This window comes from Methylocystis sp. SC2 (assembly GCF_000304315.1).
Classification (GTDB): domain Bacteria; phylum Pseudomonadota; class Alphaproteobacteria; order Rhizobiales; family Beijerinckiaceae; genus Methylocystis.
In genome coordinates this window covers 769,281-788,789 of the sequence record NC_018485.1, presented here as the reverse complement: position 1 = coordinate 788,789, position 19,509 = coordinate 769,281, and the positions used below count along the sequence as shown (strand labels likewise).

At 64.1% G+C, this 19,509-nt stretch carries 20 protein-coding genes and 1 other RNA gene; 9 read left to right on the top strand and 12 right to left on the bottom strand.

The features are described from left to right. The first annotated feature begins 299 nt into the window (after positions 1-299). On the top strand, positions 300-1,073 hold the full coding sequence (locus BN69_RS03710) for a methane monooxygenase/ammonia monooxygenase subunit C (protein WP_014890212.1): 774 nt from the start codon (positions 300-302) through the stop codon (positions 1,071-1,073). A 122-nt stretch (positions 1,074-1,195) separates the two neighbouring features. Here the strand turns inward: BN69_RS03710 and BN69_RS03705 are convergent, their stop codons facing one another. Together BN69_RS03705 and hemW are read right to left on the bottom strand one after the other, a co-directional pair. Next, complete coding sequence (locus BN69_RS03705; protein WP_244435031.1) at positions 1,196-1,699, bottom strand: GNAT family N-acetyltransferase; 504 nt, start codon at positions 1,697-1,699, stop codon at positions 1,196-1,198. A gap of 36 nt (positions 1,700-1,735) precedes the next feature. Further along, the gene (gene hemW, locus BN69_RS03700) at positions 1,736-2,905 is read right to left on the bottom strand and encodes a radical SAM family heme chaperone HemW (RefSeq protein ID WP_014890210.1); all 1,170 of its coding nucleotides are present in this window, start codon (positions 2,903-2,905) and stop codon (positions 1,736-1,738) included. A gap of 64 nt (positions 2,906-2,969) precedes the next feature. On the opposite strand from hemW, the gene BN69_RS03695 reads away from it, so the two are divergent. Both BN69_RS03695 and BN69_RS03690 read left to right on the top strand, forming a co-directional pair. After that, positions 2,970-3,458 (top strand): hypothetical protein, encoded by a 489-nt coding sequence (locus tag BN69_RS03695; RefSeq protein ID WP_041927137.1) that lies wholly within the window; start codon positions 2,970-2,972, stop codon positions 3,456-3,458. A 55-nt stretch (positions 3,459-3,513) separates the two neighbouring features. Then, positions 3,514-4,125, top strand: coding sequence for a hypothetical protein (locus BN69_RS03690; protein WP_014890208.1), 612 nt, complete (start codon positions 3,514-3,516; stop codon positions 4,123-4,125). A 9-nt stretch (positions 4,126-4,134) separates the two neighbouring features. Here BN69_RS03690 and ada read toward each other — a convergent pair whose 3' ends face one another. Next, complete coding sequence (gene ada / locus BN69_RS03685; RefSeq protein ID WP_014890207.1) at positions 4,135-5,205, bottom strand: bifunctional DNA-binding transcriptional regulator/O6-methylguanine-DNA methyltransferase Ada; 1,071 nt, start codon at positions 5,203-5,205, stop codon at positions 4,135-4,137. A gap of 127 nt (positions 5,206-5,332) precedes the next feature. Here ada and BN69_RS03680 point away from each other — a divergent pair, with 127 nt between their 5' ends. Beyond that, positions 5,333-6,352 (top strand): histone deacetylase family protein, encoded by a 1,020-nt coding sequence (locus BN69_RS03680; protein ID WP_014890206.1) that lies wholly within the window; start codon positions 5,333-5,335, stop codon positions 6,350-6,352. A 122-nt stretch (positions 6,353-6,474) separates the two neighbouring features. On the opposite strand, the gene hisG is transcribed toward BN69_RS03680, so the two are convergent. From hisG to BN69_RS18675, 3 genes are all read right to left on the bottom strand, one after another. Further along, positions 6,475-7,446, bottom strand: coding sequence for an ATP phosphoribosyltransferase (hisG, locus tag BN69_RS03675; RefSeq protein WP_014890205.1), 972 nt, complete (start codon positions 7,444-7,446; stop codon positions 6,475-6,477). Continuing rightward, on the bottom strand, positions 7,446-8,597 hold the full coding sequence (locus tag BN69_RS03670) for an ATP phosphoribosyltransferase regulatory subunit (protein WP_051013227.1): 1,152 nt from the start codon (positions 8,595-8,597) through the stop codon (positions 7,446-7,448). The genes hisG and BN69_RS03670 overlap by 1 nt, the downstream gene beginning before the upstream one ends. Positions 8,598-8,727: 130 nt before the next feature. After that, positions 8,728-9,735 carry a hemerythrin domain-containing protein gene (locus tag BN69_RS18675; RefSeq protein WP_083858678.1) on the bottom strand — a complete coding sequence of 336 codons (1,008 nt, stop codon included), beginning with the start codon at positions 9,733-9,735 and terminating at the stop codon, positions 8,728-8,730. Between the two features lie 183 nt (positions 9,736-9,918). Here BN69_RS18675 and ffs point away from each other — a divergent pair. The 4 genes from ffs to recR all read left to right on the top strand — a co-directional run bounded on the left by ffs (position 9,919) and on the right by recR (position 13,040). Next, positions 9,919-10,015, top strand: an RNA gene (gene ffs / locus BN69_RS18670) — signal recognition particle sRNA small type. 75 nt (positions 10,016-10,090) lie between these two features. Next, positions 10,091-11,959: a DNA polymerase III subunit gamma/tau gene (locus tag BN69_RS03660; protein ID WP_014890202.1), complete on the top strand. Its 1,869-nt coding sequence runs from the start codon at positions 10,091-10,093 to the stop codon at positions 11,957-11,959. Then, positions 11,956-12,279, top strand: a complete 324-nt coding sequence (locus BN69_RS03655; protein WP_041926785.1) for a YbaB/EbfC family nucleoid-associated protein — start codon at positions 11,956-11,958, stop codon at positions 12,277-12,279. Before BN69_RS03660 ends, BN69_RS03655 begins: the two co-directional genes overlap by 4 nt. 155 nt (positions 12,280-12,434) lie before the next feature. Then, positions 12,435-13,040 carry a recombination mediator RecR gene (gene recR, locus BN69_RS03650; RefSeq protein WP_014890200.1) on the top strand — a complete coding sequence of 202 codons (606 nt, stop codon included), beginning with the start codon at positions 12,435-12,437 and terminating at the stop codon, positions 13,038-13,040. 207 nt (positions 13,041-13,247) lie between these two features. Here the strand turns inward: recR and BN69_RS03645 are convergent, their stop codons facing one another. The 6 genes from BN69_RS03645 to rpsA all read right to left on the bottom strand — a co-directional run bounded on the left by BN69_RS03645 (position 13,248) and on the right by rpsA (position 18,696). Next, positions 13,248-13,901, bottom strand: a complete 654-nt coding sequence (locus BN69_RS03645; protein ID WP_014890199.1) for a DsbA family protein — start codon at positions 13,899-13,901, stop codon at positions 13,248-13,250. A 94-nt stretch (positions 13,902-13,995) separates the two neighbouring features. Beyond that, positions 13,996-14,199, bottom strand: a complete 204-nt coding sequence (locus BN69_RS03640) for a hypothetical protein (RefSeq protein WP_014890198.1) — start codon at positions 14,197-14,199, stop codon at positions 13,996-13,998. A gap of 277 nt (positions 14,200-14,476) precedes the next feature. After that, complete coding sequence (rpsD, locus tag BN69_RS03635) at positions 14,477-15,094, bottom strand: 30S ribosomal protein S4 (RefSeq protein ID WP_014890197.1); 618 nt, start codon at positions 15,092-15,094, stop codon at positions 14,477-14,479. 280 nt (positions 15,095-15,374) lie between these two features. Beyond that, entirely contained in the window at positions 15,375-15,713 is a 339-nt protein-coding gene (locus BN69_RS03630; protein WP_014890196.1) for a hypothetical protein, read from the bottom strand. 115 nt (positions 15,714-15,828) lie between these two features. Further along, on the bottom strand, positions 15,829-16,764 hold the full coding sequence (locus tag BN69_RS03625; RefSeq protein ID WP_014890195.1) for a hypothetical protein: 936 nt from the start codon (positions 16,762-16,764) through the stop codon (positions 15,829-15,831). Between the two features lie 186 nt (positions 16,765-16,950). After that, positions 16,951-18,696, bottom strand: a complete 1,746-nt coding sequence (gene rpsA / locus BN69_RS03620) for a 30S ribosomal protein S1 (RefSeq protein ID WP_014890194.1) — start codon at positions 18,694-18,696, stop codon at positions 16,951-16,953. 558 nt (positions 18,697-19,254) lie between these two features. Here rpsA and BN69_RS03615 point away from each other — a divergent pair. Next, the gene (locus tag BN69_RS03615; protein WP_014890193.1) at positions 19,255-19,485 is read left to right on the top strand and encodes a hypothetical protein; all 231 of its coding nucleotides are present in this window, start codon (positions 19,255-19,257) and stop codon (positions 19,483-19,485) included. The last annotated feature ends 24 nt before the right edge of the window (positions 19,486-19,509 follow it).

Sequence of the window (19,509 nt, the reverse complement as noted above, 5' to 3'; positions counted from 1 at the left end):
CACGGCGGCGCATGCGTCGCCGCTGGAGACGTCCAGTCACGCGCCGCGCATCGAGCCAAAGCGCGCGCCGCAATCGCCACGAGCGCCTCCCCGACAGGGCTGACGTTTTTCTTGCGCTGAAATTCAACGCAGCCGCCATCGTTGCGAAATGATGCGGCGAGAGCGCGCTCGCGAAAAATCTTTCAAACGGATCCTGTCGCCACGTCTGCGAGAGCGGACGCGGCGACCGCCGAGCGCGCGCATCAAACCATTCGAGGGGGCGTTCATGCCCCGCATAACCAGAATTTTGGAGATGACTTATGAGCATAACAAAAGCAGAGGCCCGTTCCGCCGCCCGAAGCGCCGAACGAATCATCGACGCCAGGCCCGTTCTTATCGGCGTTGCGGTCTTGATGTTCTTCGTGGCCATCCTGCGCCTCTACGAACAAGTCTTCGCCTGGAGATTTGGTCTCGATTCCTTCTCCCCCGAGTTTCTGCTCTACTGGATGGGCCTGCTGCAATTTGCGATTCTCGCGTCGTGCTTGGGCGCGGTCGGCCTTGTCGGCTTTCTGTGGCGCACGCGCGATCGTGATCTGGCGAATTTGGGAGCCGCAGCCGAAACGCGACGGCTCGTTTATCTCGTCCAGTGGCTGCTCGTTTTCTCGCTCGCCCTGTTTTGGGGCTTAAGCTTCTTTTCGGAGCAGACGGCTGTCTGGCACATGACCGCCGTGCGCGACACGGATTTCACGCCGAGCAATATCATCACCTTCTATATTGCATATCCGCTCTTTGCGATCATCGGGCTCGGCGCGTTCTTCTACGCCAAAACGCGTCTGCCGACCTTCGCAAAGGGATATTCTCTCGCCTTCGTGGTTCTAGTCGTTGGCGTCTTCATGACGATCCCGAATGTGGGATTCAATGAATGGGGTCACACGTTCTGGGCGATGGACGAAGGCTTCGCAGGTCCGCTGCACTGGGGCTTCGTCTTTTTCGGCTGGATGTCGCTTGCAGTATTTGGCGTCGTGCTGCTGATCCTCGGCCGTCTTCGCGAACTCCTCGGCGCGGATGCGCTGGAACAGCTCTATCGACGTTAGGTTCGCCCTGCCATCCGCCGCATATTGCGGGGCCGGCGCCGACTCCTTGGAGCGGCGCCGGTCGCATTCTCAGGTTCGGCGCATGTGCAGAAGCCGACGCTTGCATGTGACTGACATCTGTCTCACGGCGCTGCGCGCTGCATCAGCACGGCCGGGAACGAGAGCTGCGAGTCGAGAGGGATGTCCGCCCTCGCTATAGTTTTAAAGCCTAACGCCTTGTAAAAATTTTCGGCGGCGAAGGTCGAGCAACAATGAAGTTCGCTTACGTCTCGAGCCTTGGCGTCCATGCAGCACCGATTCATGATTGAACGCGCGACGCCCAAGCGGGTCCATGCGGGATGGGTGGCGAAATGCCGGATATGGGCTTCCCCTCGGACGATCTTGGCGGTCCCTGGACTCTCAAGCGACCAGCCTCCGCATCCGATGAGTTCGCCATGGCTGCTCTGCGCGACGTAGAAGGCGCCGGATGCGAGGAGCGTTGGATTCGCTCTCGTCATGAAAGGCAAGGCTCGATCGAGCAGCGCCTTTTCGTAATGCGACGCCAACAGAGTTGAGTAGCTCGCCGCCAGAAGGGCGCTCACCGCCTCTGCGTCAGAAAGAGTTGACAGCCTTACGACGTAGGACACGGTCGCGCCCATTGCGACAAGACCGGCGGCGCGCCGCTAGGCCGCGAGATCGGCGACGACCGCATCGAGCACCGGGAAGCCTTCCGAACTCACGCGCAGCCTGTTCTCGCGGGTGAATTCGACCAGCCCGTCGCCGATCAGCTCGCTGATGCGCGACTGCGACAGGCGTTTGCCGGTGAGCAGGAAATAGCGCTGCGGATCGACGCCCTCCCGCAGCCGCAGCCCCATCAGCAGGAATTCGTCGCCTTCCTGCTCGGACGAGAGCAATTCGTCCTCGATGATGCCGTGCCCTTCGGTCTCGACGCAGGTGAGCCACATCTCGGGATGCCGCTCGGCGGCCTGGGCGCGGCGTCCGCGCGGCGTGACGACGCGTCCGTGGGCGCCGGGACCGACGCCGACATATTCGCCATAGCGCCAATACACCAGATTGTGCCGACACTCGGCGCCGGGCCGCGCATGATTGGAGACTTCATACGCCGGCAGGCCGGCGCGGGCGGTGACTTCCTGAGTCACGTCCCAGAGCGCGCGCTGCGTATCGGCGTCGGGCAACGCCATCTTGCCGGTGTTGACCATGCGCTCGAACATCGTGTCCGGCTCGATCGTCAGCTGATAGAGCGAGACATGCTCGGGCGAACGGGCGAGCGCCAGCTCCAGCTCCTTTCGCCAAGCGGCGGCCGTCTGGCCCGAACGGCCATAGATCAGATCGAAGGACGTGCGCTCGAAAACCGAATTGGCGACGTCGAGCGCCATCAGGGCCTCCGCGACCGAGTGCTGCCGGCCGAGCGCGCGAAGGTCAATGTCATTCAATGCCTGCACGCCGAGCGAGACGCGGTTGACGCCGGCGGCTTTGAACCCCTTGAAGCGCGAGGCCTCGACGCTCGTTGGATTGGCTTCGAGCGTGACTTCGCAGTCCTTGGCGAGGGGCCAGTGGCTCGAAATCTGGGAGAGAATGGCTTGAGCGGTCGACGGCGCCATCAGCGACGGCGTGCCGCCGCCAAAGAAGATCGAGCGGACTTCGCGCCCGGGCGTCAGCGCGGCGCGATGCGCAAGCTCCGCGCTGAAGGCCTCGACGAAGCGGTCCTCGTCGACGTCGCCGCGTCTCACGTGGCTGTTGAAGTCGCAATAGGGGCATTTCGACAGGCAAAACGGCCAATGGACATAGACGCCAAAGCCCGGGTCGAAAGCGTTGCGAATCGGTGTCGCCATGGTCCTTTATCGCATGGAATGGCGGGAAGGGCACGGCGATCTGGCCCCCCTTCTAGGAGGCGGCATGGCGTTTTGGGAGGTCTTGCGGTTCTGGCGGATGAAGCCGGCGGTTCGACAGCCGGACCCAGCCCTGCTGGCGATCGGCGAGGCCATCTCGGACAATCTCGCGGCCCTCGGCCTTTACGTCGATTCGCGGCCCTACGGGCGCGGTTTCTTTGAAATCAAAGCCTCGACCTCGCCAAAACTCATTACGACGCCCGACGGGACGGAGGCGTCCGGGATCGCGCTTCTGCTCGCCGGCGCCTATGAGCCGCCGTCGCTGGTTTTCGAACAGATCAATTCTTTGCAGCGCGGCTTGGGGCGGGCGATGGTGGAGGCCGTCATCGCCGGGGTAAAGGAGCGTCCCGGCGCGTTCCGGCGGCTGCGGGTCAACGATCTCTCGCCGCGCTTGCAGGACGGCCGGCGATGGTGGGAGCATGTCGCCGCGGCGCATCCCGAATTCGATTGGGTGATCACGCATGAGGAGCCGTTCGGAAGTGGGCCTAGGACGTGAGCGGCGGGGCTTTGACGCGCTGTTTTTCCTTCGCTCAAGGCTGGCCGCTCGGCGCATGCCGCATGCCGACCCCGCGCCCGCGCAGACGGTGAGCGAGATCGAAAACGCGCCCGATTTCTTAAGGAAGCGGCGAACGCTCGCGGCCCTCGTGGCGCAGTTCGGCTATGACGTCAGCAAAGTGACCCTCAGCCCACAGAAAAAGACGTTCAACTTTCTTGGCCAGAGCTTTACGTCGGAGGGACAGTCTTTCTCCGACGGCCGCATCGAAATCTACTACGATCCGCGGATGAGCGACGCGCGGCTCGGCTGCTGCCTCGCGCATGAATTGCAGCATGTGCGCTATTTCAGGGTTCGCGACGCGTATCATGCAGAGGAGACGGATGGGCCGCTGCATCGGCGCTTCGCCAAATATGCGCCGGAACTGCTCGCGGCGCAGCGCGGCGTCTCCAATTATTCGAACGAACATTGGGACGCCTGGAAAGGCGAGGCGCCGCCGAAGCTTTTCTCTCTCGAGTTGGAGGAGGGGGACAGCGAACCCATCAATGAGACGATCGCGGAGGTCGCCAAGGCGCTCTACAATTGGGGGCCGGACGTGCGCGTCAATGCTCTGTGGAAAGAGCTGCATGACGCGATCAATGAAGAATATGCGGCGCTTCGAAGCATATAGAGCGCCCGTTCACGGTTTGCGTTCGCGTTCGAGCAGCTCGCGTTTGCGCGCCACTCCCCAATAATAGCCGGACAGCGCGCCGTCGCTGCGCACGACGCGATGGCAGGGAACCGCGAGCGACACCGGATTGGCCGCGCAGGCGCCCGCGACCGCGCGCGTCGCCTTCGGCGCGCCGATGCGGCGCGCGATCTCGGCGTAGCTTGCCGTCTCTCCCGCCGGAATGTTGCGCAGCGCCGCCCAGACGCGCTGCTGAAAGGCCGTGCCGCGCATATCGAGCGGAAGATCGAAAGATGATTGCGGCCGCTCCACCATGCCCACCGCTACGGCGACATAGCGTTCGAATGACTCATCGCCGCCGATGAGGCTCGCGCGCGGAAATCGATGTTGCAGATCGCGCAGCAGTTCTTCAGGGTCGTCGCCGAGCGAAATGGCGCAGACGCCCTTCGCGCTCGCCGCGACGAGCACCGCGCCCAGAGACGATTGGCCGATGGCGAAGCGGATCGTTTCGCGCGGCGCCCCGGCGCGATAGGCGCTCGGCGTCATGCCCAATGTTTCATTCGCCGTCGCGTAGAACCGCGCGCTCGAATTATAGCCAGAATCATAGATCGCATCGGTCACGGCGCTGCTTTCCTTCAGTTCTTCGTGCAGGCGCATGCGTCGGTGCGCCTGCGCATAGGCTTTGGGCGTCACGCCCGCTATGCGTGAAAACAGTCGGTGGAAATGATAGGGGCTCAGTCCGATCGTGCGCGCCAGCTGCGCCAGCGTCGGCGGCGTTTCGGCCGCTTCGATCATTCGGCAGGCGCGGGCGATTTTCTCCGCGTCCCGCTCTTGCTGAGAGGACGCCTCCGGCCGGCAGCGGCGGCAGGGGCGAAAACCTGCCGCCTCCGCTTCGGCGGCCGTGGCGCAAAAGCGGACATTTTCTCGCTTCGCCGGCCGAGACGGGCAGGAGGGGCGACAATAGACGCCGGTCGTTTCGACGCAACAGTAGAAGTCGCCGTCGCGGCGCGCGTCGCGCGCGACGACCGCCGCCCAGCGCGTCTCGTCGAGGTCGAGCGAATGTGTCTGCGTCACGTCGTTCATCTGCATGCCGCATCATCCAACTTTTGCGAGGATCGCCGCAATGCGTTTCTTGCTGTCAAATCCAAATGCGGCTGACACGTTCGACGGGCGATCCTATGCTGTATGTGTGAAGCCACGGACCGGGAAAATGGCCGAAGAACGTCGCGCCGCCGTCACGCGCCGAGAAGCGATCGCCGGCGCCGGCGCATGCCTCGCCTTCGGCGCGCGCGCCGCGACGGCCTCGACCCTGCTCGTCACACATCCTGCTGCGCTTGCGCATGACATGGGACCGACTCATCTCGAGCGGCCGGAGCGCCTTCGCGCAATTCTGCGCGCGCTTGACGACGCGCGCTTCGCAGAGCTTATGCGCGCCGAAGCGCCTTTAGCGGCGCGGGACGCGCTGCTGCGTGCGCATAGTTCCGAACACCTCGCGCGTCTCGCGAAACCGGCGCCTTCAGAGGGATATGCGCGCATAGGTCCGGACGTCGCCATGAACGGCGCCACGCAAGAAGCGGCGTTGCGCGCAGCCGGAGGCGCGCTGGCGGCCGTCGATGCGGTGATGCACGGCGACGCCAAGAACGCCTTTGTCGCCATGCGGCCGCCCGGACATCATGCGACGCGCGACACGCCGATGGGCTTTTGCTTTTACAACAACGCCGCCGTGGCGGCGCTGCATGCGCGCGCGGCGCATGGCGCGTCGCGCGTCGTGATCGTCGATTTCGACGTGCATCACGGCAATGGCGTGCAGGAGATTTTCTGGAGCGATCGAAACGCGCTTTATGCCTCGACGCATCAAATGCCGCTCTATCCAGGCACGGGAGCGGTGAGCGAAACCGGCGCGCATGACAATATCGTCAACGCGCCGCTCGCAAAGCGCGATGGCGGCGCGCAATTTCGCGAGGCGCTGGCGTCCCGCATTCTGCCGCGTCTCGACGCGTTTTCGCCCGATCTGATTATTCTTTGCGCCGGCTTCGACGCTCATCTCCATGATCCGCTCGGCGGACTAAGATTCGTCGCCGAAGATTTCGGGGACGTCACGCTGCGCGTCATGGAGATCGCCGCGCGACGCTGCAAGGGTCGCATCGTCTCGCTGCTTGAAGGCGGTTATCGCCCGGAAGATCTCGCGCGCAGCGTTGCGGCGCATGTCGGAGCCTTGATGGAAGCCTGAGTTTGCGGTTTGTCATTCCCGACACGCGCGATGCGCGTGATCGGGAATCCAGAAAAATCTTGGATTCGGTTTAGCGGCTCTGGGTTCCCGGTCAGGTCTTCGACCTGCCGGGAATGACATTATTACCCAAGCCGCGCCGCCAGTTTGCTCCACAAGGCGTTCTCCGCCTGAAAGATATAATCCAGCCGCGCGCTGGTGACGCTCTTGGCGCCTCGGGCGATCAGCCAATCGGCGAGCGCCGCCACCTTTTTCGCCGGACAGGAGAAGGTCGCCGACTCGGCGTCGAAGTTGCGCAATCCGGCGCCGAAATTCGCCTCGGCCTCTCTCAAAACATGTTCGCTCGGCGCAGGCAGGCTGGCGCGCACGTCGCGCGTCGTGCGCGCTTCTTCTTCCGCGGCGATGCGTGAGAGAATGACGCGCGCCGCTTCGCGCGCCGCATTGTCCCACGGCGCCGTCAGCGAGGCGACGAGATTGGCCTGCGAGCGCAAAATGACGCCGTCGTCGACGATCTTCAGCGCATTCGCCGCGAGCGTCGCGCCTGTCGTCGTAATGTCGACGATGAGATCGGCGGAGCCGGCGGCGGGCGCGCCTTCGGTCGCGCCGGAGCTTTCCACAATGCGGTAGTCGGACACGCCCTGCGCGGCGAAGAAGCGTCGCGTCGTGTTGACGTATTTCGTCGCGACGCGCAGTCCGCGGCCGTGGCGCGCGCGAAATCCATCGGCGACGTCGGCGAGATCGCTCATGTAGCGCACGTCGATCCAGGCTTGCGGAACCGCGACGACGACATTCGCGGCGCCAAAGCCGAGCGGGGCGAGAAGCTCCACCTTGTTGTCGGCGTCGGCGATCTCCTCGCGCACCAGATCTTCGCCGGTGACGCCGAGATGGGCTTCGCCCAAGGCCAGACGGCGCGTAATCTCGGACGCGGAGAGATAGGCGACTTCCGCGCCTTCGACTCCGGCGACGGCGCCGCGATAGTCGCGCGCGCCGCGGCCTTGCGTCAGCTCCAGGCCGGCGCGCGCGAAGAAGGCGGCGGCGTTCTCCTGCAGCCGGCCTTTCGACGGGGAGGCGATGATGAGTTTTTGCGCGGGCGCCATCATGCTTCTCCCGCGCTCGGCGAAAGTCGGTCGATCCAGATCGCTGCGCCGACCGCCGGTATGTCCGACGCCGCGCCGAGCGTCTTGAGCAGTCGGTCATAGCGCCCGCCGCCGATCACCGGCGCGCCGTCGCTGAAGTGGCGGGCCTCGAAAACGAAGCCCGTGTAATAGTCGAGATGACGCGCAAAACATGCCGAAAAGCGGATCTCGTGAGCGGCGAGGTCGCGCGCGGCGATGGCTTGTGCGCGCGCGTCAAACGCGTCAAGCGCGGCGGAGAGGTCAAGCTGCGCGTCGACGGCCAGCCGGCGCATGGCTGCGGAAGCAGACTCGGGCGCGCCTTCGATGGTGAAAAAAGTCTCCGCCAGCGCGCGCGTCTCCTTGGAAACGCCCGCGCCTTCGGCGAGCGTCGCCTGATCGAGAAAACGTTCGGCGATTTCAGCCGCGCTGCGGCCGCCGACGGCGGCGATGCCGGCGATGGACAGCAGATCCTCGACGAGACGGCGCGCATCCGACGGGTCGACTTTGGTCAGCGCCGCCAAGACGCCCGACTGTTCCGATCCGCCATTGCGCTCGGGCGACGCAAAAATATCGGATATCCTTTGGCCGCGCGCGTGCCCGGCCGCCAGACGCCGGCGCCAGACCGGCGGCAACTCAAGCCGTTCGAGGAAGGCGGCGACGAGCCCGGCGTCGCCGATCAGGACCTCGAGCGCCGTCGCGCCGGCCGCCGCCGCGGCGTCGAGTGAAGCGGCCAGAATTTCGGCGTCCGCCGCTTCGCGGTCCGGGCGGCCGAAACTCTCCAGTCCCGCCTGAAGAAACTCGCCGTCGCCGCTTGCGCCATGTTCGGGCGCGCGAAAGATCGAGCCGCCATATGCATATGCGGCCGTACCGCCCGCCCGAGCGGAGGCGAGATAGTCGAGGCAGACTGGAATCGTATATTCCGGCCGCAGGCAAAATTCAGCGCCCGAGCCATCGCTCGTCAGATAAAGCCGGCCGCGGAAATCCTCTCCGGATCGATCCAGAAATACATGGGCCGGCTGCAGGAGGCGCGGCTCGCAGCGTGCGAACCCCTCGCGCGCGAAATGCGCAAGAATGGCCGCAAGGCTGGCGGCGTCGCGTTCTGCTGAAGTGGCGGTGACGGCGTTCAAGCGCAAATCCCTCGAAATTTGCGCTCTCTTTAGCAACTGCGCCGCTCCTGCGCACCCCTGCTCCGGGCGAAAGGTGAACGCGCCAAAGCAAAGGCCGCAGCTCGGAAGCCGCGGCCATCTGGATTAAGAAGCTGCCTTAGCGCCGATGTTCTCCGCCCCGGTGCGCGGCGCCGGAACGGCTTTGGCGGCCACGTGCGCCGGAGGTGCGCCTCTCGCTCTCATCAGCGCGCCCGCGATGGCCTTCGCGCTCCTCCCACCCCCGGTGCGAGGCTTGCGAGTGGCCTTCGGGATCGCCAAACCAGCCGCCGTGGCCGCGGCCGCCGCCCGCGCGCCGTTCATCCTCTCGTCCGCCCTCATGGGTCTCGCCCCGACCGCCACGGGAGGATCGCGCGTCCTGCTCCTCGTTCATGAAGCGGCCGTATTCGTCGCGCTCAGGCATGCGGCCGCCGCGCTCTTCGCGTTCGTCGCCGCGCCGCCCTCGGGCCTCCTCCTGATAGCGGCCGCGGCCGGACTCGCCGCGGCCGGCCATGTCATCCTCCATGTCCTCTTCGCCAATCGTGATGTCCAGCGTGAGCGGCTGCGGCAGAAACAGTCCTTCCTCCATTTTCTGCATCAGTTGCGTCTTGCGCTCCTGCATCCTCTTGCCGAGGGCCGCCATGTCGAGGCCGCCGGCCTTTGCTTCGGCGAAGATGCTTTCGGCGCTCTTTTCTTCTTCTTCGACATGGTGGCGAATATATTCGGTCAGGACCGCGACCTTCGCGTCGAAGAATTCGTCGGACGGAGAGCCGACGGCGATTTCGCTGATCAGGATTTTCGCGCCGTCATGCTCGACCATCGCCTCGTCGATTTTTGAATCTTCCACGTGTTCGCGGCAGGCGGGGTAGAAGATTTCCTCCTCGAGTTCGGAGTGAACGGTGAGTTCTTTGCAGATCTCGCCAGCAAGCTTGGACTTCTCGGCGCGCCTTCTTGCCTGCTTGTACTGCTCGAAAAGCTTCTCGACCTTGCGGTGATCGGCGCTCAACATCGCGATCGCGTCGACCGGCTTCTCCGCTTCGCCTCTCGCCTCACTGGCGGTGTCTCGTGCGCTCGGTTCATTGGAGCCGCTGCTCCGCCTTCTTGGCGTTCTAGCCTCCCGCTTGACCATTGCCGTTCTCCGGGTCTGTGATGATCCTCAAACGCGGCGGGGGTCTGGTCTGTTCCGATGGGCGCGGGCAGGAAAACTCAAACGCTTCATTGTCATGCTGGAATCTCACAGCGGCGCCAGCGCTCACAGCTCAATGCGTTAGAAGCCTTGCATCCCGCGCGCTCGTCTGCCAAATAAGGGGCCGGGAGGTTGGCGGTGGACGCTTCACTCGCCAACCGGGTCAGGTCCGGAAGGAAGCAGCCCTAACGAGCTTGGGCGGGTCTTCGTTCAGCCTCCCACCTTCTTCGGCGAGCAGCGAATGGCGTGGCGCAATAGAAGCGCCGTTCGTCGCTCGTCCGCCGCCGGATGGATGCAGATGGACCACGAGCACGATCCGCCGAGGCCATCGCCGGCGCCTGACGACGGACCATCGCTGTTTGGCGCCGATCAGACGCCGCCATCGGCCTATCGCGTGCTGGCGCGCAAATACCGACCGACCACCTTTGCAGACCTGATCGGCCAAGAGCCGATGGTGCGCACGCTCGAAAACGCCTTCGATCTCAACCGAATTCATCAGGCCTATCTGCTGACCGGCGTGCGCGGCGTCGGCAAGACGACGACGGCGCGCATACTCGCGCGCGCCTTCAATTATGAACTGCCGGCGCGAGAAGGCCGCCCCGCGATCAATCAGCCGACGATCCATATGGAGGAACTCGGCGTCCACTGTCAGGCGATCATCGATTCGCGCCATGTCGACGTGCTCGAAATGGACGCCGCGTCGCACACGGGCATCGACGACATCCGGGAGATCATCGACAACGCCCGATACCGCCCGGTCATGGCGCGCACCAAAGTCTACATCATCGACGAAGTGCATATGCTCTCGAAGGCCGCGTTCAACGGCCTCTTGAAAACTCTCGAAGAGCCGCCCGAGCATGTGAAGTTCATCTTCGCGACGACGGAGATCGACAAGGTGCCGGTGACGGTGCGTTCGCGCTGCCAGCGCTTCGATCTGCGCCGCATCGACGCCGGTCTGCTCGCCAATCACCTGCTGGGGGTCTGCAAGGCCGAAGGCGTCGCCATCGAGCCGGAAGCGCTCGCCATGATCGCGCGCGCGGCGGAAGGCTCGGCGCGCGACGCGCTGTCCTTGCTCGATCAGGCGATCGCCTATGGCGCGGCGCATTCGGCGGGCGGCGCGATCGCCGCCGAGGATTTGCGGCTGATGCTCGGCGTCGCCGACAAGGCGCGAATCATCGATCTCTTCGAAGCGGCGATGTCGGGCGATATCGCCAAGGCGATCGCCATTCTCGAGGATCAGTATAATGGCGGCGCCGATCCGGCGCAGGTGCTGCTCGAACTTGCCGAATTCACGCATCTCGCCACGCGCCTGAAGCTTGCGCCGGAGACCGCCCAGTCGGCGGCGCTGACGCCCGAAGAGAAACGTCGCGGCGAAGACGCGGCGACGCGCCTCTCGGTTCCCGCGCTCACGCGCGCCTGGCAAATCTTGATGAAAGGCGTTGAGGAATTGCGCGGCGCGCAGCGGCCGTTGGCGGCGGCCGATATGGTGCTCGTCAGGCTCGCTTATGCGGCCGACATGCCTGCGCCATCGGAGGCGCTGCGCCGCCTGGGCTTTGGCGAGAACGCATCGAGCGAGACTGGATCGCCCTCAACGCGAGGCGCAGCGCCAGCCGGATCTGGCGTTGCGCCGCGGGCAGGCGGCGGCGGCCAGGCGCTCGCGTCCGCGCCGCGCTCCGCCGCGCCTCAGCCTTCTGCAGCGCCGGCGCCAAGGTCTGCAGCGCCCGAGCCAAGCATCGTCATCGAGAGCTTCGATGCGCTTGTCGCGCTCGCCGCGCAAAAGCGCGACATGCGCCTCAAGATCGGGCTCGAATCCGAAGTGCGGCTGGTGCGGTTCGAACATGGACGGATCGAATTTGAACTCGCGCCCGGCGGCGCGCGTGAACTGGCGTCGACTCTAACGCAGAGGCTTCAGGCTTGGACCGGCGAGCGCTGGATGGTGTCGGTCGTCGCCTCGGGCGGCGCGCCGACGCTCAAGGAACAGCGCGAAGCGGAAGAGCGCAAGCGGCGCTCCTCGCTTGAGTCGGATCCCCTCGTCGCGAGCGTGCTCGCGCGTTTTCCCGGCGCGCAGATCGTCGCCGTGCGGGGCAGGGACGAGGGCGCAGCGTCCGCCGAAACGCTCTATGATGACGCGTCGCCAATCGAGGAAGACGACGGAGAAGCGCAATGATGGACTTCATGGGCCTGATGAAGCAGGCGCAGCAGATGCAGGCCAAAATGGCCGAAGCGCAGCTTGAGCTCGAACAGACCGTCGTCGAAGGCGAGGCGGGCGGCGGCATGGTGAGGATCGCGCTCACTGCGAAAGGCGGGATGAAAAGCATCTCCATCGACCCCAGTCTGCTGACTCCCGACGAGAAGGAAATTCTTCAAGACCTGATCCTCACGGCGCATATGCAGGCGCGCGCCAAGGCGGAGGAGGCGATGGCTGAAAAAATGAAAGCGCTCACCGGCGGGCTGCCGCTGCCGCCGGGCTTCAAACTGCCGTTTTGATGCGATTGGCGCAGTTCTCGCGTCCTGGCCGGCCTTGAACCGGCCGTCCAGGTGATGACGCCGCCCAAAGCTTCCAATTATGCGTAGCATTCTGACGCGTACGCGCGCGACAAGCGCGGGCATGACGCGAAACCGCATGAGGCGTTGATCCGGCTATGGCGGAAAAGGTGGCCGGTCCCGAAATCGAAAAGCTCGTGCAGCTCCTGGCCAAGCTGCCAGGGCTCGGCCCGCGATCGGCGCGGCGCGCGGTGTTGCACCTCATCCGCAAACGCGAAGAACTGCTGGCGCCGCTCGCGGAAGCGATGCGCGTCGCTCAGGAGCGCATCGTCGTGTGCTCGGTCTGCGGCAATATCGATACGAGCGATCCCTGCACGATCTGCCGCGACGCGCGCCGCGACGAATCGATTCTGGTCGTCGTCGAGACGGTCGCCGATCTCTGGGCGCTGGAGCGGGCGGGGCTGCTCAATGCGCGCTATCACGTGCTCGGCGGCGTGCTGTCGCCGCTGGACGGCGTCGGCCCGGACGATCTCGCCATCGCCAGCCTCGTCGCGCGCGTGCGCGCCGGAGACACGCGCGAAGTCGTGCTCGCGGTCAACGCCACCGTCGACGGCCAGACGACCGCGCATTACGTCGCCGATGTGCTGGCGCCGTCAGGCGTCAAGGTGACGCGTCTCGCCCATGGCGTGCCGGTCGGCGGCGAACTCGACTATCTCGATGAGGGAACGCTTGCGGCGGCGCTGGAGCGGCGGACAGTCTTTTAGCGGAACGACATGCGCGCCGTTCAGGCGGAAATTGTAAGATACGAATTCCGGGCGATTTGTCTGCTGGGCGCGTCATTCCCGGCAGGCCGACGGCAGGACCCGGAATTAAGAGCCGATGCGGAAATGCCGGTTCGCCCTTGATCCCCGATCGCTTCGCTCGCGCGAAGCGTCGGGAATGACGGCCGAGCGGATCGGCCGGAATGCGTATTACTTCGCCGCGGTCGTCTTCGACGCGATGATCTTGTCCCAGTCCTCGAGGCCGATCTCGCCGGTGTATTTGTCGCCATTGACGAAGAACGTCGGCGTAGAATTCACGCCAAATTTCTCGGCGGCGCGATTACGGACCTTGTTGACGTTCTCGTAAAGCGCCTGATCCTTCAAGACGGCCTCGAACTTCTCCTGACCGAGGCCAGCCTGTTTCAACACATTGGCGAGACCGTCAAGCGGCTTGTCGGAGAAGGCCCAGTTCTTCTGCTGCGAGAACAGCAGATCGACCGTCGCGTCGCGCTTGTCGCCGAGTTCGCGCGCCAGCATGAAGGCGGCCGTCGCGAGCGGATCGAGCGGAAACTCCCGCAAAATGAATTTCGCCTTGCCCGTGTCGATATACTTCTTCTTCAGCTCCGGATACACATCGTGATGGAACGCCGCGCAGTGGCTGCACGTCATCGACGCATATTCGACGATCGTCACGGGAGCGTTCTCCGCGCCTTCGACCACGTCCGGCAGGGCGTTGGGCGCCATCAGCTCGTCGACCGCGACTTTGCCCGAAGGCGACTTGTCGGCGAAGGCGGGCGACGCGGCGATGAGCGCGCAGGCGGCGCCGACAAGAAAACCACGACGGGGCAAAAAAGCGAAGGGCATGTGCGGTCCGTACCTGTTGCGACGGCGAAGACCATAACGTCTTCGACAATTGTGGCAAATCAAATCTGGCGAGGAGGGCGCCGCTAACCGGGCGCTACAGCCCGTGTTTCGGTCGAATGAACCAGTAGAGCACGCCGATAAAAGCGAGCACGACGCCGAACCAGAAGACGACGTCGCCGAGCATCAGGTCCCTCATGGTGTAGCTTAGAACGCTGATCAGCAAGCCGCCGATCGCGATCCAGAGGGGGCGCTGACTGCGTTCCTTCTCCGCCGGCCGCTTCTTCGGTAGCCCGGACACGCGCCTCTCCTTCTGCGTTCCCTTGATGCTGCGGCCGTCTTTCAGCTTGCTTGCAAGCGATGACGGCGCTTTTGCGGAAGAGCAGGCTGCGAAAAAGTTGACGGACTTTTTCGATGAGAACCTGCTCCCATTTTGGTTTTGAGCGGTTCCTTCGACCACATGAGTCCATGTGATCGGGAGGCGCTCTAGACTTTCCGATTGCGGTCCGACAGTCAAGAACGGACATAAAAACAGCCGCTCGACGCGGCTGTCTCCTTTACATTGCTGCGCGTCGAGGTTAGCGCGAATAGAACTCGATGACGAGGTTCGGCTCCATCTGCACGGGGTAGGGCACCTCCGTCGCATGCGGCACCCGGATGAGCTTCGCGGTCATCTTGGAGTGGTCGACGTCGTAATATTCCGGCGCGTCGCGTTCGGCGAGCTGAACCGCCTCGAGCACGGTCACCGCCTGTTTCGAGGCTTCCTTCACCTCGATCACGTCGCCGACCTTCACCTGATAAGATGGAATGTTGACGCGCTTGCCGTTGACGCGGATGTGGCCGTGATTGACGAACTGGCGCGCGGCGAAGACCGTCGGAACGAATTTCGCGCGATAGACGATCGCGTCGAGGCGCCGCTCCAAAAGGCCGATCAGATTGTCGCCGGAGTCGCCCTTCAACCGGATCGCTTCCGCATAATATTTGCGAAACTGCTTTTCGGAGATATTGCCGTAGTAACCCTTGAGCTTCTGCTTGGCTTTCAGCTGCGTGCCATAGTCGGAGAGCTTGCCCTTGCGCCGCTGTCCGTGCTGTCCGGGTCCATATTCGCGGCGGTTGACCGGGCTCTTCGGCCGGCCCCAGATGTTCTGGCCCAGGCGTCGGTCGAGCTTATATTTTGCTTCTGCGCGCTTCGTCACTTTGACTCTCGTCCTCTCATGGTCGCGTTTGCGGCGTGCGAGAGGCGACAGACGAAAGTCGCCCGGCGCGATGCGCTCGGACGTCGTCCAGATTCGCGTCTCTCGCCGCCCCCGGCCAGCGCCGGGGCTTCAAGAACGCGCCCTCCTCTGCCGTCAACCGGCCGACAGGCGTTTGCAGCAAACGCCACGGGTGCTGGCCTGGCGCGAACGGGCCGCGTCAGGCTCGTGGGGAGCTAAAGGAATGCGCTCCCTAAGTCAAGATTTCTTGAGAAAGGCCGACTTACGGCCACCAGAACGGGAAACCCTCGTCGTAGGGCACGATCATGCTCGCGTTGTAGGGCGGCCGCTGCGGAAGCGTCTCCTGCATATACCAGCTGCGCTGGTTGCGCTCGATCGGATCGTGATTGAGGTAGGTCTGCTGGACCATGTAGCGGTTGGTGCTGCCGACCGGCACCTGGGTGCCGGGATCGAGCCAGCTGCGGCGCTGGATGTCGATCGGACCGCGGCCGCAACACGCGTCGCTCGAGGCGACGCGATAGCGGGACTTGGCGAGCGCATCGCCCGCCGCGAACAACACCAGACAGGCGAGCCCCGCCGACAGCACTTTATTCCTGCGCATCACGATCCCCTTTCGGACTGAACGCCGTATCTCATAATAGCGGATCGTTTTGCAAAAGCGAATTAAAGCCGGCTTTTCCCGACCGCAATCCGCCGACAGGGTGAATGCGGAACGCTTAGCGCGTGATCTGCGCGCCTTGGCGCGATGGCCGCGCATGCGCGCGGCGCGCGCCCTGCGCCGGACGCGCGGCGTTCTTTTGCGCTGGGATCGTCGCGGTCAGGTCGTCGCGCGAGATGTCGCCGCAGCCAATGGCGCGCGTCGACGCCGCTTGCGCGAAGAAGTCGTTCAGCGCCGGATTATCCGGACTGGCCGTGTAGTTGATGCGGTCCAGCAGGCAGCCGAGCGCGACCCGGTCGATCGGTTTCGCCGATTCGCCGCAGGCCAGTCCGGCGATTTCGAGCGCGAGCTTCCCATCGATGAAACGCGCCGCGATGCAGCTGCGCTCGCTTGCCGCGACGCCCTCGGATGCGGTTTGCGAGAGCCGTATGTCGGCCGTCTCAAACGCCCCGAATTTGGTGATGAGCGCGCTCGGGTGGCCGATCTTCGCGACGTTGAGGCCCGCCTGGGCGGCGTGTCGGGTCATGTCGAGGAAGAAATCGGATGTTTTTTCCTTGTCGACGATGTCCTGATGAATATCGACGCGCATGAACGGCGCGCCCATGGCGAATTGCCCGACGGCGATCGTGTCGATACGGCCGGAGCCGTTTTCGCTGTCGCGCACGGCGATCGTTTTCTTCTCCCGGTCGAATTCCGGCGCGGCGATGTCGAATGCGCTGAAGGGCTTCGCCATCAGCGCCGAGGCCTCGATGGCTTCGACGGAAACCTTGGCGGAAATCTTGCGCGATGGCGCGACAGCGACGCTGGGTTGCTCGACGTTCGCCGCGATTTTCGGTTCAGCGATCATAGGTCCCCGCGGAAGAAGGACGAGTGCGGCGAGGAGAATGAGCGTCGCGCCGACGCCCATGCCGATCGCTGCGCAAGCGCCCACCGGGCGGGCGCGCAGCGGCTGCGCATAACGCCTGTAGTTGGGGTCGATTTCGGCAACGCTCATAGGACGCGACTCCGGCGGCCCGCGGCGGCCGCGGGCGGAAAACGCGTCGAGTTTGCCCAGGAGTTTCAGAAGTTAGCGTTAACGGCCCCGTGCGAATTGAGGCATGGTGAATGAAAGGTTTACGCGACGCCAAAGAAAAGGCCCGCGCCTTGCGGCGCGGGCCTGAAACCGCCGGTCGAGGAGATCTTACTCTTCCTCGTCCTTCTTGCCCTTCTTGGGCGTCTCTTCGCGGGCTTTAAGCGCCGCGCCGAGAATGTCGCCGAGCGACGCGCCGGAGTCGGCCGAGCCATATTGCGCGATCGCCTCCTTCTCTTCAGCGACTTCGAGCGCCTTGATCGAGACGGAGACCTTGCGGGCCTTGCGGTCGAACAGCGTCACGCGGGCGTCGACCTTCTCGCCGACGGCGAACCGTTCCGGGCGCTGGTCGGCGCGGTCGCGCGCGAGTTCGCTGCGCTTGATGAAGGTGGAGAGATCGGTGCCGGCGATCTTCACGTCGATGCCGGACTCCTTCACCTCGATCACCTCGCAGGTGACGACGAGGCCCTTTCTGAGCTCGCCGCCTTCTTCGGCGCTGACGGAAGCGAACGGATCGCCCGCCAGCTGCTTGACGCCGAGCGAGATGCGCTCCTTCTCGACGTCGACGTCGAGAACCTGGGCGTTGATCGTGTCGCCCTTCTTATACTCCTCGATGACCTGCTCGCCGGGACGGTTCCAGTCGAGATCCGAAAGATGGACCATGCCGTCCACGTCGCCGTCGAGGCCGATGAAGAGTCCGAACTCGGTCTTGTTCTTGACTTCGCCGGAGACGGTCGAGCCGATCGGATGCTTCTCGGCGAAGGCCTCCCACGGATTCTGCAGGCACTGCTTGAGACCCAGCGAGATTCGGCGTTTGACCGGATCGACCTCGAGCACCTGAACGTCGACTTCCTGGCTCGTCGAGACGATCTTGCCGGGATGGACGTTCTTTTTCGTCCAGCTCATTTCCGAGACATGGACGAGGCCTTCGATGCCAGGCTCCAGTTCGACGAAAGCGCCATAGTCGGTGATGTTGGTCACGCGGCCGTGGAATCTGGCGCCGATCGGATATTTCGCCTCGATGCCCTGCCAGGGATCCTCGAGCAGCTGCTTCATGCCGAGCGAGATGCGGTGCGTCTCGTGATTGATCTTGATGATCTTCACCTTGACGGTCTGGCCGATGGTCAGCACCTCGGACGGGTGATTGACGCGCCGCCAGGCGATGTCGGTGACATGCAGCAGGCCGTCGATGCCGCCGAGATCGACGAAGGCGCCGTAGTCGGTGATATTCTTCACGACGCCGTCGATCACCTGTCCCTCTTCGAGGTTGGCGACGATCTCGTGGCGCTGCTCGGCGCGGCTCTCTTCAAGCACGGTGCGGCGCGAGACGACGATATTGCCGCGGCGACGGTCCATCTTCAGGATGTGGAACGGCTGCGGCACGTTCATCAGCGGGCCGACGTCGCGGATCGGACGAATGTCGACCTGGCTGCGCGGCAGAAAGGCCACGGCGCCGTCGAGGTCGACGGTGAAGCCGCCCTTGACCTGATTGAAGATGACGCCCTCGACCTTTTCATTGGTCTCGAAGGCTTTTTCGAGCTTGACCCAGCTCTCTTCGCGCCGCGCCTTATCGCGCGAGATGACGGCTTCGCCGAGCGCGTTCTCGACGCGCTCCAGGTAGACTTCGACCTCTTCGCCCACTTGGGGGGCGGGGTCGCGGCCATAGCCGGTGAATTCCTTGATTGCGACGCGGCCCTCGGTCTTGAGGCCGATGTCGATGACGGCGACATCCTTTTCGATGGCGACGACGCGGCCCTTGATGACGGAGCCTTCGAAGGCCTCGTTCTGGCCATAGCTCTCATCAAGCAGAGCGGCGAAATCTTCGCGCGTAGGCGCGCGATCGGTCGTGGCGGACATTTGTTCTCCCGAGAGCCCAGAGAGGGCGGCGCCGGCAAGGGTTAGCGTTGCAGATCGGCTTTCGGCGATCGGACGTCCCCCGCGGCTAAAACGCGAGGCTGGACGAAAAGTTCGTTAAACGAACTGCCGGCGCGGCCCGATGTCGAAAACCAAAGCGAATGCCCCGGCTTGGTTGCCGAGGCGGGGCCTATCTATCAGCGGCGCGCCGCCGTCGCAAGCGCGCTAAAAAGAAAAGAGTCGACGCAGGCTGCGCAAAGCCATGATATTGCGCCGCAATAAGTTAACAATATACTGATTTAATATAATAATCATAACGCAAAAACGCGCGTTTGTTGGCGAATTTCTCGCTAGCGGAATCGCAGCCGCACGCTTAGTCTGCGTCCTACTGTCACGCTTCGGCGCGTCGCCAGGCGTCGGCGGCGGCGCGCCCGCCGCCTGGAGCAACATTGGCGCGCCGAGCCGCTTGGCCGAAGCCCGCTAGAACTTCGCGCTCGCCGTCCACGCGGCGAGAGCGTCGACTTCCCGTCGTTGCGATAGGGATATAAAGAGGAGAAAGAGATGAAGACGAATATTATTTCAGGTTCGGCTCTCGCCGCCGCCGCCGTCGCCCTTGCGCTGAGCGGCGCGTCGGTTGCGCCCGCCCACGCGCATTCCGCGAAGTCGACCCACGCGAAGACCCATTGCGGCGCCAAGGGAACTTGCCGCGGCATGGCCAAATGCCACCACAAGGCGCAGTGCCACCATCACAAGGGCCACTGCAATATGAAGAGCCGCTGCCACACCAAGTAATCGCCTTGCGCGGGGGCGGCGCCT

What these genes read in the sequence shown, in the direction of transcription:
- BN69_RS03710 (WP_014890212.1), top strand. Translation starts at nt 300, where the DNA reads ATGAGCATAACAAAAGCAGAGGCCCGTTCCGCCGCCCGAAGCGCCGAA.
- hemW (WP_014890210.1), bottom strand. Translation starts at nt 2,905, where the DNA reads ATGGCGACACCGATTCGCAACGCTTTCGACCCGGGCTTTGGCGTCTAT.
- BN69_RS03695 (WP_041927137.1), top strand. Translation starts at nt 2,970, where the DNA reads ATGGCGTTTTGGGAGGTCTTGCGGTTCTGGCGGATGAAGCCGGCGGTT.
- BN69_RS03690 (WP_014890208.1), top strand. Translation starts at nt 3,514, where the DNA reads ATGCCGCATGCCGACCCCGCGCCCGCGCAGACGGTGAGCGAGATCGAA.
- ada (WP_014890207.1), bottom strand. Translation starts at nt 5,205, where the DNA reads ATGAACGACGTGACGCAGACACATTCGCTCGACCTCGACGAGACGCGC.
- BN69_RS03680 (WP_014890206.1), top strand. Translation starts at nt 5,333, where the DNA reads ATGGCCGAAGAACGTCGCGCCGCCGTCACGCGCCGAGAAGCGATCGCC.
- hisG (WP_014890205.1), bottom strand. Translation starts at nt 7,446, where the DNA reads ATGGCGCCCGCGCAAAAACTCATCATCGCCTCCCCGTCGAAAGGCCGG.
- BN69_RS18675 (WP_083858678.1), bottom strand. Translation starts at nt 9,735, where the DNA reads ATGGTCAAGCGGGAGGCTAGAACGCCAAGAAGGCGGAGCAGCGGCTCC.
- BN69_RS03660 (WP_014890202.1), top strand. Translation starts at nt 10,091, where the DNA reads ATGGACCACGAGCACGATCCGCCGAGGCCATCGCCGGCGCCTGACGAC.
- BN69_RS03655 (WP_041926785.1), top strand. Translation starts at nt 11,956, where the DNA reads ATGATGGACTTCATGGGCCTGATGAAGCAGGCGCAGCAGATGCAGGCC.
- recR (WP_014890200.1), top strand. Translation starts at nt 12,435, where the DNA reads ATGGCGGAAAAGGTGGCCGGTCCCGAAATCGAAAAGCTCGTGCAGCTC.
- BN69_RS03645 (WP_014890199.1), bottom strand. Translation starts at nt 13,901, where the DNA reads ATGCCCTTCGCTTTTTTGCCCCGTCGTGGTTTTCTTGTCGGCGCCGCC.
- BN69_RS03630 (WP_014890196.1), bottom strand. Translation starts at nt 15,713, where the DNA reads ATGCGCAGGAATAAAGTGCTGTCGGCGGGGCTCGCCTGTCTGGTGTTG.
- BN69_RS03625 (WP_014890195.1), bottom strand. Translation starts at nt 16,764, where the DNA reads ATGAGCGTTGCCGAAATCGACCCCAACTACAGGCGTTATGCGCAGCCG.
- rpsA (WP_014890194.1), bottom strand. Translation starts at nt 18,696, where the DNA reads ATGTCCGCCACGACCGATCGCGCGCCTACGCGCGAAGATTTCGCCGCT.
- BN69_RS03615 (WP_014890193.1), top strand. Translation starts at nt 19,255, where the DNA reads ATGAAGACGAATATTATTTCAGGTTCGGCTCTCGCCGCCGCCGCCGTC.